The organism is Brevibacterium sp. Z349TD_9, assembly GCF_056173565.1.
The window spans coordinates 758,847-773,139 of record NZ_CM149680.1 but is presented as its reverse complement, the minus strand read 5'-3'; the positions used below and the strand labels follow the sequence as shown (position 1 = coordinate 773,139).

The following is a 14,293-nucleotide window of genomic DNA, read 5'->3' as shown; positions in this document are numbered from 1 at the left end:
TTCGAGATGTGGCTTTCCTAGCATTGTGCGTGCTCCCCGCTCCCGTCCTGCGAACGAGGTCCCCGATTTGTCACGTCTGAAAACCACCGGAGCAGTCGCCGCCGTCTCAGCACTGGCGCTGCTGGCCGCCTGCACTCCGACGAATTCCGATCCCGATGCCACCCGGAAGGACTCCGCCACCGCCGAGGCGTCTCCGGCCCCGACCTTCCGTGTCGGTGCCGTCGACGACACCGGAACGACTGAGGGGACCGCCGCCGAGGCGACCGGGAGTCCCAGCGCGACCGCAGACCCCAGCCAGGCACCGACCGGTGAGACCGTCGCGTCGGGATCGTCCGTCGACGTCAAGGCGGGCAAGCGGATCAGTCTGAGCGTCGAGGGCGCCACCCTCAAGGACGTGACGATCACCGACACTGACCACCCGCGCATCAGCGCCGATCCCGGAACGTTCTTCGACGAGGCGGGCACCGTCATCGAGGCCGAGGACCCCGTCGACGACGCGACGGTTTCCGCCCCCGACGGGTCTGCGTCGTGGGTCTCGGACTTCGACCTCGTCGCCTCGAGCACCTACGAGGTCACAGCCACCGCGACGACCCCGGACGGGAAGGACCACGACTTCACCGCCTCGGCGACGGTCGATGACTCCGACGGCGATCCGATGGCGGTGCGCACCGTCCTCTCCGACGACCAGACCGTGGGGGTCGCCGCCCCGATCATACTCAGCTTCGGGTCGACCGTGGAGAAGAAGTACCGCGACGACGTCGAGCACCGCCTCAGCGTCGATGTCACGGACATGGACGGGAAGAAGCGCGAGGTCGAGGGCTCGTGGGCGTGGCTGCCCGACGATCCGCAGTCGCGCCTGCACTTCCGCCCCAAGGAGTACTGGCCGGCGCATTCGAAGGTCTCCGTCGACGCGCCGCTGAAGAACGTGCCCACCGCGAAGGGGCGGGTCGGTGAGAACGACCTCACCCTCGACTTCGAGATCGGGCGGGAGCAGATCACCGAGGCGAGCGCGAAGTCCCACCGCATGGTCGTCACCCGCGACGGCAAGGAGGTCATGGACTTCCCGACCTCGCTCGGATCGGCGAAGGCACCGTCGTACAATGGCGTCCACGTCGTCATGTCGAAGCACTCGGACTACACGATGACCTCGGCCCGGTGGGGGTACACGACCCCGGTGAAGTGGGCCGTGCGCATCCACAACAACGGCGAGTTCGTCCATGCGGCACCGTGGTCGGCGGGTGTGCAGGGCTCGCAGAACGTCTCCCACGGCTGCATCAACCTCACGACGAAGCGCGCGAAGGAGTACTACGACTCCGCGATCTACGGCGACCCTGTCATCGTCAAGGACTCCTCGGTCGACCTCTCGACCGAGGACAGCGACATCTCGGACTGGGTCTACGACTGGGAGGACTGGAAGAAGATGAGCGCGCTGAGCTGATGACGACGCGACCGCACGACGACGGGGACTTCCGCGTCGAGTTCGCCGTCCGCTTCGGCACACTGTGGGCGATGTCGGGTGCCTCGGCGCTCGAAGGTCGCATCGCCGGCTACCTGCTCCTCGACTCCTCCGGCGGGGTGAGCGCCGCCGAGCTCTCAGACACGCTCGGCATCAGCACGGGCACGGTGTCGACGGCGACGAGGCGCCTCATCGACGCAGGCTTCGTCCGCCGGGTCCGACGGCCGGGTTCGCGGGCGGACGGATTCGTCATGGATGCCGACGTGTGGGCGGGTTTCCTCGAACGCGAGTACGCCTACCTCCGGGCTCAGCGCGAACTCGCCGCGGAAGCGCTCACGCACGTCGACCCGGGCACGGATGCCCATGCCCGGGTGACGAACATGCACGACTACATGTCGTGGCTCATCGACGACGTCGACCTCGCCGCCGCGTGGTCACGCCACAGGGAGCGCCTGCGCCGCAACCGGGAGTGAGCTCAGCCCTACCTGTCGAGCTTCTTTACGGCCTCGTCGATCATCGGGACGTAACGCTCGAGCGCCCAGGGCACTGTGAGCGGATTGATGATCGAGGACCCGGTGACGAACGGCTGGTCCTCGGGTGCGACGACGGCGCCGGCCTTGATCGCCGGAATGTTCGCGTAGACGCCCTGCGACTCGATCTCCTTCCGGTTCTTCTCGTCGGAGTAGAAGGTGAAGATGAGGTCGGAGTCGTTCAGCTTGTCGGCGTTCTCGAGGCCGATGAGCGCGGAGTCAGTGCCCGGGGCGTCGTACTCCTTGCGAAGATCCTCGATGACCGGGTCGGGCGTGAGGCCGAGCGCGGAGACCATCGCGACGCGCTGCTCCTGCGGGTAGAAGACGCCGAGCGTACCGGGTCCGGAGTTGTAGATGAAGGAGAAGGTGAGGTCCTTGTACTCCTCGCGCTTGGCGTCGTCGAGCTGCTTCTTCACGTCATCGACGAGCTTCTTCGACTCGTCCTCCTGACCGAGCGCCTTGCCGATCGTCGTGATCTGCTCGTCCCACTTGATCGTCCACGGCTGCTCAGGGTAGGCGACGGTCGGAGCGATCTGATCGAGCTGTTTGTACTGCTCGGGGGTGATGCCCGACCACGGCGCGAGGATGACGTCGGGAGCGAGTTCGGCGATCTTCTCGACGTCGAGTTCGGTATCGCCCTGGAACTGCTCGGGCAGCTCGTCGCCGCGTTCCTGGACCGCCTCGTAGATCCACGGCATGTAGCCCGTGTCGTCGCTGCCCCACGCGTACTCCTCCATCCCGACGGGGGTCTTGCCCAGGGCGATCGCCGTCTCCGTCGACCCCTGGCCGAGGGTGACGACGCGTTCGGGCTCCGATTCGATGACCGCCTTGCCGAGGGCGTGCTCGATCGTCACCGGGGTGAAGTCGCCGGAGCCCGAGGACTCCTCGGTCGGCGTATCCGGGCTGCAGGCGCTCGCGGTGAGTGCGAGCGCGATGATCGTGCCTGCGGCGATGGTGCGACGCACGAAGTTGAGCGACATCCCTGCCCTTTCGTCGGGGTGGCCGGAACTCGGCCGGAACTTTGACAAGGACAGCCTAACTTAACTTTTCAGAGGTTTTGAAATCTCGCCTCTGCTCACAGCGGAAAGGCTCGCTCCCCGTGCCCGCCCGCTCTAGGCTCACAGCATGAGAGCATCCCCGCCCCCGCCGCGGCTGTGGCGTCAGGCCCTGGGCCGCGTCGTCCGTGTGCGTCGGACCGAACTCGGCCTCACCCTCGCCGAGGTGTCCCGCCGTTCCGGAGTCTCGACCCAATACCTCTCGGAGATCGAACGCGGCCTCAAGGACCCGTCGTCGGAGGTCATCGAGGCGATCGCCGACGTCCTCGGTCTCGCCCTGCCCCAGGTCCTCGTCCTCGCCGCCGCCGACGCCGAACAGGGATCCCTGCAACTCGCGAGCCTGGGCGCCCTCGCGTCGGCGCCGGGCCCACACCTCCGCGGCCCCGCGCGGACGGCGGACTTCCGCCCGACCGGCCAGGCGATGCTCGCCCTCGCCGCCTGAGCGTCGCGCACGCCCGTCGTTGAGCGGTCCGGGCGAGCGCCGTCGTCAGACGATCTGATCGACGAGGCCGAACGCCTTCGCCGCCTCGGCGTCGAGGACGAGGTCCCGGTCGAGGTCGGCGTGGATCTGCTCGAGACTGCGCCCGGTGTCAGCAGCGAGCATCGCCTCGACCTCACGGCGCTGCCTGACGATTTCGTCGGCGGCGACGATGAGGTCGGGAATCGTCCCCCGCGCCCCCTCGGCGTGGGGTTGGCGCAGCACGACCCGCGCGTGGGCGAGCATCGACCGCTGTCCGGGCTCTCCCCCGGCAAGCAGCACCGCGGCATCCGCGACGGCCTGCCCCACGCACGTCGTGGCCACAGGCGATCCGACGTGGCGCATCGCATCGTAGACGGCCGTCATCGCGGTGAGCGAACCGCCCGGAGAGTTGATGTACATATGGATCGGCAGCTCGTGGCTCGACGAGTCGAGGTGGAGGAGCTGGGCGATGACCGTGTTCGCGACCCCGTCGTCGATCGGGACGCCGAGGTAGATGATCCGATTGCCGAGCAGATGCGAGTAGACGTCGACGATCCTCTCGCTCCCACCCGAGCGGTCGATGACGTGGGGAATCGTGTACTGGCTCATGACCGGACCCCCACCTTGCTCAGCCCGAACGGTCGCCCGGTCCCCATCGGGGCGAAGAGATCGGACGAGGAGTCCACGATGCGGTCGATGAGACCGTACCTCAGGGCCGCCTCGGCGGAGAACCACCGATCACGGAGGGAATCGGCGAAGATCCGGTCGTAGTCCTGGCCCGTCGCCTCGGCGATCCGCGTGAGGACGGAGTCGCGGACCGCACGGAGGTCGCTGCCCTGGAGCTCGATGTCGGCGGCCGCACCCCCGATCCCCGAGGATCCCTGGTGGAGGAGGATGCGGGCGTGGGGCAGGGCGAGCCGCTTCCCGGGGGTGCCGAGGGTGAGGACGAACTGCCCCGCCGAGGCGGCCCACCCGAACGCGACCGTGACGACATCGTTGGGCAGGGTCGCGATGACGTCGGTGATCGCGTGCATCATCGGCACCGAACCGCCCGGGGAGTTGATCCAGAGGAAGATGTCGGCGTCGGGGTCCTCGGCGGAGAGCAGGGTGAGGCGGGAGACGATCTCCATGCCGTTGTCGTCGCGGAGTTCGCCGTTGAAGACGACGGAGCGGTACGCGTAGAGCATCCGGTGGGATTCGGGGACGGTGGTCGCGGTGGGGCTCTCGTCATCGGTCCAGGCCGGCGGAGCAGTGTGTGTGGACATGTGCCCACCCTGGCACCGGGCGGACCCTGGCGGAATGCGTTTCTGCCGTGAGCGGCGCGGCACTGCTGTGAGCAGACGGCGCTGTTGTGAGGGGACGGCGCTGGAGACTGCGGAGGGCGCTGAGGCCAGCGGAGGGCGCGTGAGGCGAGGATGACGGAGTCTGTGCTGAACGGTGCGGGCAGGTCCCGGTGATAGCATCGAAGCCCAACGATGAGTGAGAGGCGGGTGCGATGCTGAGTCTGTGGATGGCGATCCAGCTCATCGTCGTCGTGCTCAGCGCCGACCTCGACGCGGTCCTCCCGCAGTCGCCGGCCCATCTCCTCGTCCTCGTCCTCCTCGGTGCCGCCCTCCTCTCTCCTGCTGCCGCATGGGTGAGCAGCGCCCTCGTCCGAGTCCTCTCCCTGGCCCCGCACGGGCCGTGGATGCGCCGCGAACCCGGCGAGGTCCGCGACGTCCTCCTCCCGGAGGCCCCGGGCACTCCCGGCACCGCCCTGGCCAGAGCGCCCTCGTCCGTCCTTCGCGCCCACGCCTGAACGACAACCCCCGACCTCTGCTCACGCACGCACTCTGCCGGCCGCTGATCGCGCCGCCAGTCGCTGACTTCGCATCGGAGCCGCTCGCTCGTGTGCGATCAGCCACGGCGAGACCGGCGAACGGGCTGACTGGCTCTCTCGGCTCGGCCCGTGCGGACATGTCGCTCCGTCGCTGACCGACTGCTGGCCGACCGCGTCTCTGCCTCCGGCAACGCCTCGCTGCCTAGGCCGGCTCCGCGGACGCACAGGTCCCGCCCTGCAGAACTCACTCGAGGATCTCCGGTCCACGACCGCAGCCGGGTCGGGGCTCGCCTCTCTCGAGGTCACTGCCCCGTCGTTCAGGTGAACTCCTCCACCCCACCACCTCGCGAAGGACCTCACCATGAACATCTACGACTTCCTGCCCATCCGCCTCCTCCTCGGCGGTGCCTATTGGCTCGTCACCACCCTGAGCGACCTGCTCGCACCGCTCGCCGGCGCAAACGGTGCCGCACTGGCGATCATCGTGCTCACGATCGCCGTCCGCTGCCTCCTCATCCCCGTCGGGCTCTCCCAGGTCAGGGCCGGCATCACCCGCCGGCGTCTGGCCCCGAAGATCGCCGAGCTCCAGACCAAGCACCGGAACAACCAGCAGGTGCTCCAGGAGAAGCTCATGGCGCTCTACCGGGAGGAGAACGCCTCCCCGTTCGCCGGGTGCCTGCCGGTGCTCGCACAGACGCCCGTCCTCATGGCCGTCTACGGCCTCTTCGTCCAGGCGACGATCGGCGGACAGGCCAACGAGCTGCTCGGCCACACGCTCTTCGGGATCCCGCTGAGCTCGAGCCTCGTCGGGCTCATCGGCTCGGGGTCGCTGACGTGGGTCTCGGGAACGCTGTTCGCGGTCCTCATCATCCTCATCGCCGTCATCGCCGGCCTCTCCCGGCACCTGCTCACCCCACCCATCCCCGAGACGGCGGCGACAGCCTCAGGGAGGGCCGCCTCGGCGGGCTCAGGACCCGGTCAGGGAACGATGCCCGATCTCACGCAGATGACGAGGATGCTCAGCTTCATGCCGTTCATCACCGCGGTCATCGCCGCCTTCGTGCCGCTCGCAGCGACCCTCTACCTCCTGACGACGACGGCGTGGACGCTCGGCGAACGATTGGTCATCAACCGCGCCCTCGGGGTCGATCACACCGGCGCGCCACGTGAACTGTAGTTGGTCCTGAGGTGACGGACATGAACTCGAATTGAACTCCCCGGTTCAGGTCCGGTCAACCGAGCGGACACTTCGCCTCTGTGTGGCGCCCCTATCGTGACGCCATGGTCAACAGACGCACACTCATCACCACCGCCGGCGTCGGCGCCCTCGGCGCATCGCTCGGCTTGGCAGCACCCGCCTCGGCGAAACCGGGAGGCAACGACAAGGGAAGGGGCCGCGGCCGGGGCCGCGACAAGGGCCAGGTGACGACCTTCAACGTCATCTCCGACATCCAGGGCGACCTCGGGGACTTCGGCGTCGCACTCGACGACATGGCCAAGATCAACCCGGGCAGCTCCGGCCTCGCGATCGCCGGCGACATCACCCCTCGCGGATACGACTTCGAGTACGCGAACGTGCGCAAGCGCATGGACAAGCACACGTCCCCCGGCACGGTGGCGTGGGCGATCGGCAACCACGAGTTCTACGTTCCCAAGTACAAGGATCCGAACACGCTGTCCCAGGACACGTGGCCCAACGACGTCGTCGAGGACTCGCTGTTCAAGTCGTTCTACAACTTCGCCGGCCGCAACTCGATCTACGAGGAGTTCAGCTTCGGCGGCATCCCTGTGCTCGCGATCGGCACCGAACGCTACATGCGGTACCACGACGAGAAGCTCTGGGACGAGGTCTGGATGAGCGACAAGCAGTTCTCGTGGCTCGAGGATCGCCTCGACTACTGGAACCGGCGGAACAAGCCGATCATGATCATCACCCACCACCCGCTGCCGAACACGGTCTCCGGGACGAGGAACAAGCTCTACCTCTCGAACTACCTGCAGTCCGATCGCCTCCTCGACCTGCTCGGGCCGTACAAGAACGTCTTCCTCTTCTCCGGACACACGCACTGGGACCTCGAGCTCTCCGACTGGTACACGCGACGCGTCGTCCCCTCCTCGGGCAACCTCTCCGGCTTCAATGTCTTCAACACCGGCGCGATCGAGACCGGCTACACCGACAACGGAACCGGCGGCGAGAAGAGCGTGCCCGGCGGGTTCAACCAGGGACTCCAGGTCGAGGTCTCGGATGACTCCGTGACGGTCCGCGCGCGTGACTTCAAGCGCAAGGCGTGGATGAAGGAGATCACGGTTCCGCTCGCCTGAGTCGGCGGGGTGCGGCCTCGGCGGGGTGCGGGCGCACGACATCGACGCGGTGGTCCGACATATACGCGGTCTGCTAACCGCGTATATGTCGGACCACCGCGTCAGTAATCTGCGTCGTGTCGGTTCACCGCGTTCGTGTCGGTTCACCGCGTCGGTGACGTACTCGCCGCGATCGCTCCCAGAGTGCGCTCCGCCGAGACAGCACTCGGTGCCCAGACAGCACAGTGCCCGGGTGGGAATCTGCTTCCCACCCGGGCACTGGCCGTGCAGTCACACACGATGCTCGAGGAACGCCGCTGGTCAGGCGCTCGCATGGCCGACCTCACACGCCTGACCTCGCGCACTCAGTCTCACACGCCTGACCGCACGCGGCCAGCCTCACGCAGCCGGCCTCGCGCACTCAGTCTCACACGCCTGACCGCACGCACTCAGTCTCACACGCCTGACCGCACGCGGCGGACCTCACACGCCTGACCTCGCGCGCTCAGCCTCACGCGCCTGACCGCACGCGGCCAGCCTCACGCAACCGACCTCACGCAGCGAGCGGCGCGCGCTCCTCTCGCGGGGCGACGACGAGCTCACCGTCGGAGACGGAGACCTCGACGGTGCCGCCCTCGGCGACGGCCTCGGTCACGAGGATGTCGGCGATCCGGTCGTCGAGCTCGCGCTGGATCACCCGGCGCAGCGGACGGGCGCCGAATTCGGGCTCGTAGCCCGCCTCGGCGAGGAAGTCCACGGCCTCCTCGGTGATCTCGAGCGCGATCCCCTGACGGGAGAGCCGCTCGATCGAGAGTTCGAGCTGGAGGCGGACGATCTCCCGCAGCTGCGTGCGGTCGAGCCGGGAGAACATCACGGTCTCGTCGATCCGGTTGAGGAACTCGGGACGCATGACCTCCTTGAGCCGGCCCTTGACCTTGGCGCGCAGATCCTTGTCCGTGACCGTCGCATCCGCCGACGTGAAGCCCAGCGGGGTGCTCTGGCCGATGAACTCGGACCCGAGGTTCGAGGTCATGATGATGACCGTGTTGCGGAAATCGACCGTCCGACCCTGACCGTCGGTGAGCCGACCGTCGTCGAGGACCTGGAGGAGCAGGTTGAACGCATCCGGGTGCGCCTTCTCGACCTCGTCGAGGAGGATGACCGAATACGGGCGCCTGCGAACCTGCTCAGTGAGCTGTCCGGCCTCGTCGTAGCCGACGTAGCCGGGAGGAGCACCGACGAGACGCGACACGGTGTGCCGTTCCCCGAACTCGCTCATGTCGAAGCGGATCATCGCCGCCTCGTCATCGAACAGGGTCGCAGCGAGGGCCTTCGCCAGCTCCGTCTTGCCCACGCCCGTCGGGCCGAGGAAGAGGAAGCTGCCGATCGGCCGCTGCGGGTCGCCCATGCCGGTCTGCGACCGGCGGATGGCCTTGGACACCGCGGTCACGGCGTCGTCCTGACCGACGACGCGCTCGTGGAGCATGCCCTCGAGTCCGGCGAGGCGGATCTTCGTCTCCTGCGTCATGGACGACGCGGGGATCCCGGTCGCTCGGGACACGACGGCAGCGATCTGCTCGGCATCGACGACCCGGTCGCCGCCTTCCTTCGCCGAGGCGGCCGCTGAGCCGAGGACGGCTTCGAGCTGATCCGTCAGGGCGGAGATCTCGTCACGGATCTCCCCGGCCCGCTCGTAGTGCTCGGCGGCTATCGCGGAGTTCTTCTCCGCTTCGAGCTCGCCGAGGCGTGCCCGCAGCGCCGAGGTGTCGACGACGGGTCCGCGCTTGAGCGAGAGCCGCGCTCCGGCCTGATCGATGAGGTCGATCGCCTTGTCCGGCAGGTACCGGTCGGTGATGTAGCGGTGCGAGAGTTCGACCGCTGCCCGGATCGCCTCGGCGTCGTAGGTGACGCCGTGGTGGTCGGCGTAGCGACCGGAGAGGCCGTCGAGGATCGTCACGGCGTCCTCGATGCTCGGCTCCCCGACCATGACCGGCTGGAACCGGCGGGCGAGTGCCGAGTCCTTCTCGATGGTCCGGAACTCCCGCAGCGTCGTCGCGCCGAGGAGGTGGAGATCTCCGCGGGCGAGCCTCGGCTTGAGGATGTTGCCGGCGTCCATCGAGTTCGATTCGCCGTTGCCGCCGGCGCCGACGAGCGTGTGGAGCTCGTCGACGAAGACGATCGTGTCGCCGTCGGCGGCGATCTCGTCGAGCGTGTTGGTCAGTCGTTCCTCGAAGTCACCGCGGTAGCGGGTGCCGGCGAGCATGCCGGGCATGTCGAGGGCGATGACGCGCTTGCCCTGCAGCTGCGCGGGAATCTCGCCGGACTCGATCGCCTGGGCGAGGCCTTCGGCGATCGCGGTCTTGCCGACACCGGCTTCGCCGATGAGAACGGGGTTGTTCTTCGTCCGGCGAGCGAGGATCTCGATGGTCTCCTCGATCTCGTCGCCGCGGCCGATGACCGGGTCGAGCCGACCCTCAGCGGCGAGCGCGGTGAGGTCGGTGCCGAACTTCTCGAGCATCGACTCCTCACCACCGGTCTCACCGGAGGCGTTCGCATTCTGCTTCGCCTCGGCGGCCTGAGCACCGGCCTGCAGCGTGGCCTGGGTGACCCCAGCCTGCGCGAGGATCCGCCCAGCGGGCATCTCCTGGTTGAGGACGAAGGCGAAGAACACGTGCTCGGGGTCGATGTAGGTCGATCCGAAAGCACGTGCCACCTGGTAGGCGTCGAGCAGTGCCTTCTGGGCAGCGCCCGTGAGCGTGGGCGCACCGTCGCCGGTGCGTGATTCGGCTGCCTCGGGCAGTCGTTCGTCGATCGCGGTCACGATCGCCTCGGGGTCGGCGCCCATCTGACGCAGCGACGCCGAGCCGTGCTCGGATTCGACCATGACGCGCAGCAGGTGCAGCGCGTCGACCTCTTCCTGGCCGCGACCGCGGGACAGGGCGGCGGCACCGTCGACGACCTCCCGGGTGCGCTTGGACAGCAGCCGGTTGATGTCGACGGAACGGCCTTGACGTGGGGTGTTCTGACCCTGCAGGTAGCGAGCGAGGAACTCGTCGAACGAGCCCTCGCCGCCGCTGGAAGGTCCGAAGAAGTTAGCCAAAGTGACCTCCTCTTGAAAGTTGAGTCAGGGTGACTCAGTTAAGTCCTTTGACCCAATCAACGAGAATCACTTCGGGGTTATTCCCCGCCCGAATCCGAGCGTGAGCGAGGTCTCCGCGGCCGCTGCGGCGCGGGCCCCTCACCGGTCGCGACGCGCCTGCCGGTCACGGGCGCGGGCGCTGCGCGGACCGACCGGACGGGTGCCGACGGCCTTCGCGAGGCCCAACGGCGGCGTGCCGACGTACATCGACTCGGCCCCGGCGACGGGGAACGTCTCATGCCAGACGCCGACGGCGTTCGGCGCCGAGCGGGCCCGCTTGTTGAACGCCGTCCAGGCCGGACGGTGCTCGGATTCGGGGGCGGCGGCGTAGCTGTAGATCTTCTCGAGCGAATCCCAGTACTGGACGAGCCAGGGCCCACGGGGATCGAACACGAGCCGGTAGCCGCGCATTCCCGAGTCCGGGTCCGCGGAGAGCTCGGCGAGCATCCGCGGCATGGCCGCGAAGACCGGTATCCACTGGTCGAAGCGCCACCATCGGCGGATCCGCATGCCGATGATGAAGACGACGAGCTCGCCGTCGTAGTCGCGGGTGAGCTTCTCCGGCCCGGGGACTGCTCGCCGCGAACTCCTCGGCGCGCCTGCGCCGGTCGGTGGATCAGTCGCCTCTGGTGTGTTCGCTGTCGTCGCCATCGCTCGCCCCTGCCATAATGGATATCTGCACTCTCCAATATTGGATACCTTGACTCTCCAATGTCAAGGGTCGGTCGACATTCGTCTCCGATGAACGAAACGAGGTCCGCATGCGCATCTCCGAGCTCTCGCGCCGCAGCGACGTGCCGGTGGCGACGATCAAGTACTACCTGCGTGAAGGTCTGCTGCCCGTCGGCGAGCGGACCTCGGCGACGCAGGCGGTCTACTCCCAGGCGCACGTCGACCGCCTCGAGCTCATCCGCGCGCTTCTCGGCCCGGCACGGCTCTCGATCGAGAAGGCGAAGCGCGTGCTCGGAGTCATCGACGATCCGCCGGAGACGTTCATCGGCGTCCTCGGCGCCGCACAGGAGGCGACCGCGCAGGAGCCCGCCGATGCCCCCGACGACGGCCCTGCCCTTGCGCTCATCGCTGAACTCGGATGGTCGGTGGATCCGGAGAGCGTCGAGGTCCGCCAGCTTGCGAGTGCTCTGCGCGCCGTCGAGGCCGGCGGCGTCGAGGTCCTCGACGGCGGGCTCGCTCGCTACGGTCGTACCATCCATGACCTCGCCGAGGCGGAGGTGGCGACCGTGCCCACCGACGAGATCGACGGGGCCGTCCGTCAGGCCGTGCTCGGCACTCTGCTCCTCGAACCCGTGCTGCTCGCCCTGCGCCGGCTGGCCCAGCAGGATGTTGCGACCCGGAGGTTCAGGGACGCAGATTCGAGCGCTGAGGGCTGAGGGCTGAGGGGAGCCTGTGCCCCTAACCTTCAGACGGCCAGCCATTGGGCTTGCAGCCTTGGAGTCCCTTCGTCTGCTGCTGCATGAGCGGGGCGGTCTTTCCCGTGCCCGGGCACGATGCGTGTCCGTGGCCGAGGGCGTGGCCGACCTCGTGGTTGATGAGGTACTGCCGGTACTGAGTGAGATCGTCGAACTCCTCGGTCGCACTCACCCAGCGCTTCGCATTGAGGATGACATTGGGCCCGTTGCGGCACGAGAGCTTGCCGAGGGTGCGCAGCGGCAGGCACATCTCGTCGACGGTGTTCGGGCTCGCGATGCTGATCATCGCATCCTGTCCCTTGTCGACGAGCTCGATCGAGACATCGTCGATGTCCTGCCACCCCCGCTCGTCCTGGAGCGTATCGATGATGAAGCCGGCCGCCTCGTCGACGTCGATCGGCAGGTTGTCCTCGACCCGCAGCGCGACCTGGAACGTCCGGCCGCCGTCGCGGTTGGGACCGACCTCCTCGGCGGGCCGCTTCCACTCTCCGCTGCCCTCCATCTCGATGTCGTCCTCGCTCACCGCCTCCTGCGTCGACCCGGTGGTCGGACCCGTGGTCGGCTCGGCCGGCTCGGTCACCGAGGGGGCGGCGATCGTCTCGACGGCCTGCGGCGTCCGCCGCGTCTCTGTCGGCTCAGCAGCCGGCGCGCACGCGCCGATACCGGCGAGGAGCGTGAGGACGGCGAGCGCCGAGGCGGCACGGACGGCGCGCGAACGGGGATGAGTCACAGGGCGAGTCTAACCGGGAGAGGGGCGCAGCCCTCAGAACTCGAGCCGACCGCCCGGTCCGCGGAGCACCGCCTGCAGCCCATACGCCTCACCGGCGACCACCGCGGCGTCACCGACTCCGAGGATCTCGAGAGCGCGCCGGGTCGCCTCGGCATCCGGTGAGGAGATCGAGAACGAAAGCAGCTCCACGGTCGGCAGGCCCGCCTCGGCGGGGTGCGCCGACTCTCCCCAGTCGATGAGGAACGGCTGCGTCCCCTCCGCCGGCAGGGGCGCCCGGGAGGTCAGTCGCCACTCGAGCAGCTCGCCGTCCGCGGTCTCACGCGACATGTCCCTCACCTCGCCGATGTCGACGCCCGCGGAGTTCGCCGCCGCAACCCTGTCCGGGAACTCCGGCGGGTGGATCGCCCATGTCTGCAGGGTCGGGGCTGTCGCCAGATGCGCATCGAGCGGCAGGGTCCCGTCGGCAGGGCGCTCCTGCCCAGGATCGGGGCCGAGGATCTCGAGGTACGTGCGCGCTCCCGCCTGCCATCCGGCCGGGGCGAGTCCGACGAGGAAGTTCGCCGTCCCGAACCCCGGATGCCGTCCCCCGGGCACCGGCCTCACTCCGGTCGCCCGCGCGAAGTCGGCGACCCCGGCAGCGAGGTCGGGAACGGTGACGACGAGGTGGTCAAGATGAGCAGGGATCACAGGATCCATTGTCCACCCGGCCCCTCGAGCCGCACATGGAGAGCGTCGACCTCACCCTCCTCGACCTCGATCCTCGCATCGAGGGCCGCGAGGACGGCGCGGACGGCTCCGGGGTCGGGGCTCGTCGCCCAGAACTGGTCGAGCGTGACCCGCGGCAGGTCCTGCTCGGCCGGGTGCGGTGAGCCCTTCCAATCGATAAGGAAGGGCTGGACTCCCCCGAGCGCGAGCGGAGTCCGCCGCGTCAGCCGCCAGTCGAGGACCTCACCTTCTGGGGTCCGCCGGCTCATGTCATAGACCCCGCCGAGGTCGACGGGCGGATCGTTCGAGACCGCAGCAGCCGCGACGAGGCCGTCGAAGTCATCCGGGTGGACCGCCCACCGCTGAACGACGGGTTCGGTGACCCCGGCGAGCCGGGTCTCGGCGAGAGCCGGATCCTGCTCCGGATCCGGGCCGAGGATCTCGAGATACCCCCGAGCCAGGGCGGAACCGCCCGCCTCGAAACCGAGCAGGGCGTTGGCCGTGCCGGCCTCCGGATGGGCACCTCCGAGCACGGGACGCACCCCGAGTACGACTTCGCATTGCTCAACAGATTCAGCGAGATTCGGGACGGCGATGACGACGTGGTCGAAGGCGCGCGGCAGCAGCATGTCTCAATATTAAGGCACGAGTTGACGCCGCGTATCCGGGTG

General features: G+C 68.3%; 15 protein-coding genes. 7 read left to right on the top strand and 8 right to left on the bottom strand.

The annotated features are described in order from the left end of the window. Positions 1-67: 67 nt before the first annotated feature. Positions 68-1,438 carry an Ig-like domain-containing protein gene (locus AC0VYB_RS03315; RefSeq protein WP_193338888.1) on the top strand — a complete coding sequence of 457 codons (1,371 nt, stop codon included), beginning with the start codon at positions 68-70 and terminating at the stop codon, positions 1,436-1,438. Further along, on the top strand, positions 1,438-1,929 hold the full coding sequence (locus tag AC0VYB_RS03310; RefSeq protein WP_193338887.1) for a GbsR/MarR family transcriptional regulator: 492 nt from the start codon (positions 1,438-1,440) through the stop codon (positions 1,927-1,929). Before AC0VYB_RS03315 ends, AC0VYB_RS03310 begins: the two co-directional genes overlap by 1 nt. A gap of 8 nt (positions 1,930-1,937) precedes the next feature. Here the strand turns inward: AC0VYB_RS03310 and AC0VYB_RS03305 are convergent, their stop codons facing one another. Further along, positions 1,938-2,966: an iron-siderophore ABC transporter substrate-binding protein gene (locus AC0VYB_RS03305; protein WP_095376068.1), complete on the bottom strand. Its 1,029-nt coding sequence runs from the start codon at positions 2,964-2,966 to the stop codon at positions 1,938-1,940. Between the two features lie 145 nt (positions 2,967-3,111). Between AC0VYB_RS03305 and AC0VYB_RS03300 the strand changes: the two genes are divergently transcribed. Further along, positions 3,112-3,483 (top strand): helix-turn-helix domain-containing protein, encoded by a 372-nt coding sequence (locus tag AC0VYB_RS03300; protein WP_201671508.1) that lies wholly within the window; start codon positions 3,112-3,114, stop codon positions 3,481-3,483. Positions 3,484-3,528: 45 nt separating this feature from the next. Here AC0VYB_RS03300 and AC0VYB_RS03295 read toward each other — a convergent pair whose 3' ends face one another. Both AC0VYB_RS03295 and AC0VYB_RS03290 read right to left on the bottom strand, forming a co-directional pair. Beyond that, the gene (locus tag AC0VYB_RS03295; RefSeq protein ID WP_144588396.1) at positions 3,529-4,110 is read right to left on the bottom strand and encodes a ClpP family protease; all 582 of its coding nucleotides are present in this window, start codon (positions 4,108-4,110) and stop codon (positions 3,529-3,531) included. After that, complete coding sequence (locus AC0VYB_RS03290; RefSeq protein ID WP_144588394.1) at positions 4,107-4,766, bottom strand: ClpP family protease; 660 nt, start codon at positions 4,764-4,766, stop codon at positions 4,107-4,109. The genes AC0VYB_RS03295 and AC0VYB_RS03290 overlap by 4 nt, the downstream gene beginning before the upstream one ends. 230 nt (positions 4,767-4,996) lie before the next feature. On the opposite strand from AC0VYB_RS03290, the gene AC0VYB_RS03285 reads away from it, so the two are divergent. The 3 genes from AC0VYB_RS03285 to AC0VYB_RS03275 all read left to right on the top strand — a co-directional run bounded on the left by AC0VYB_RS03285 (position 4,997) and on the right by AC0VYB_RS03275 (position 7,642). Further along, the gene (locus AC0VYB_RS03285) at positions 4,997-5,299 is read left to right on the top strand and encodes a hypothetical protein (RefSeq protein ID WP_111459293.1); all 303 of its coding nucleotides are present in this window, start codon (positions 4,997-4,999) and stop codon (positions 5,297-5,299) included. A 382-nt stretch (positions 5,300-5,681) separates the two neighbouring features. Next, positions 5,682-6,497 carry a YidC/Oxa1 family membrane protein insertase gene (locus AC0VYB_RS03280; protein WP_009378056.1) on the top strand — a complete coding sequence of 272 codons (816 nt, stop codon included), beginning with the start codon at positions 5,682-5,684 and terminating at the stop codon, positions 6,495-6,497. A gap of 104 nt (positions 6,498-6,601) precedes the next feature. Next, on the top strand, positions 6,602-7,642 hold the full coding sequence (locus tag AC0VYB_RS03275; RefSeq protein ID WP_063249886.1) for a metallophosphoesterase family protein: 1,041 nt from the start codon (positions 6,602-6,604) through the stop codon (positions 7,640-7,642). A 532-nt stretch (positions 7,643-8,174) separates the two neighbouring features. Here the strand turns inward: AC0VYB_RS03275 and AC0VYB_RS03270 are convergent. Next, the gene (locus AC0VYB_RS03270) at positions 8,175-10,721 is read right to left on the bottom strand and encodes an ATP-dependent Clp protease ATP-binding subunit (RefSeq protein WP_278372394.1); all 2,547 of its coding nucleotides are present in this window, start codon (positions 10,719-10,721) and stop codon (positions 8,175-8,177) included. A gap of 138 nt (positions 10,722-10,859) precedes the next feature. After that, a complete protein-coding gene (locus AC0VYB_RS03265; protein WP_475385040.1) occupies positions 10,860-11,411 on the bottom strand; it encodes a DUF4188 domain-containing protein in 552 nt (183 codons plus the stop codon). 110 nt (positions 11,412-11,521) lie between these two features. On the opposite strand from AC0VYB_RS03265, the gene AC0VYB_RS03260 reads away from it, so the two are divergent. Continuing rightward, a complete protein-coding gene (locus AC0VYB_RS03260; RefSeq protein WP_144588390.1) occupies positions 11,522-12,148 on the top strand; it encodes a MerR family transcriptional regulator in 627 nt (208 codons plus the stop codon). Positions 12,149-12,170: 22 nt separating this feature from the next. Here AC0VYB_RS03260 and AC0VYB_RS03255 read toward each other — a convergent pair whose 3' ends face one another. From AC0VYB_RS03255 to AC0VYB_RS03245, 3 genes are read right to left on the bottom strand one after another with little or no spacing between them, the layout of a single operon-like run. Further along, positions 12,171-12,917 (bottom strand): DUF3152 domain-containing protein, encoded by a 747-nt coding sequence (locus tag AC0VYB_RS03255; RefSeq protein WP_144588388.1) that lies wholly within the window; start codon positions 12,915-12,917, stop codon positions 12,171-12,173. Positions 12,918-12,950: 33 nt separating this feature from the next. Beyond that, a complete protein-coding gene (locus tag AC0VYB_RS03250; protein ID WP_236586899.1) occupies positions 12,951-13,604 on the bottom strand; it encodes a VOC family protein in 654 nt (217 codons plus the stop codon). Further along, positions 13,601-14,251 carry a VOC family protein gene (locus tag AC0VYB_RS03245; RefSeq protein ID WP_144588384.1) on the bottom strand — a complete coding sequence of 217 codons (651 nt, stop codon included), beginning with the start codon at positions 14,249-14,251 and terminating at the stop codon, positions 13,601-13,603. Before AC0VYB_RS03245 ends, AC0VYB_RS03250 begins: the two co-directional genes overlap by 4 nt. Positions 14,252-14,293: the final 42 nt, after the last annotated feature.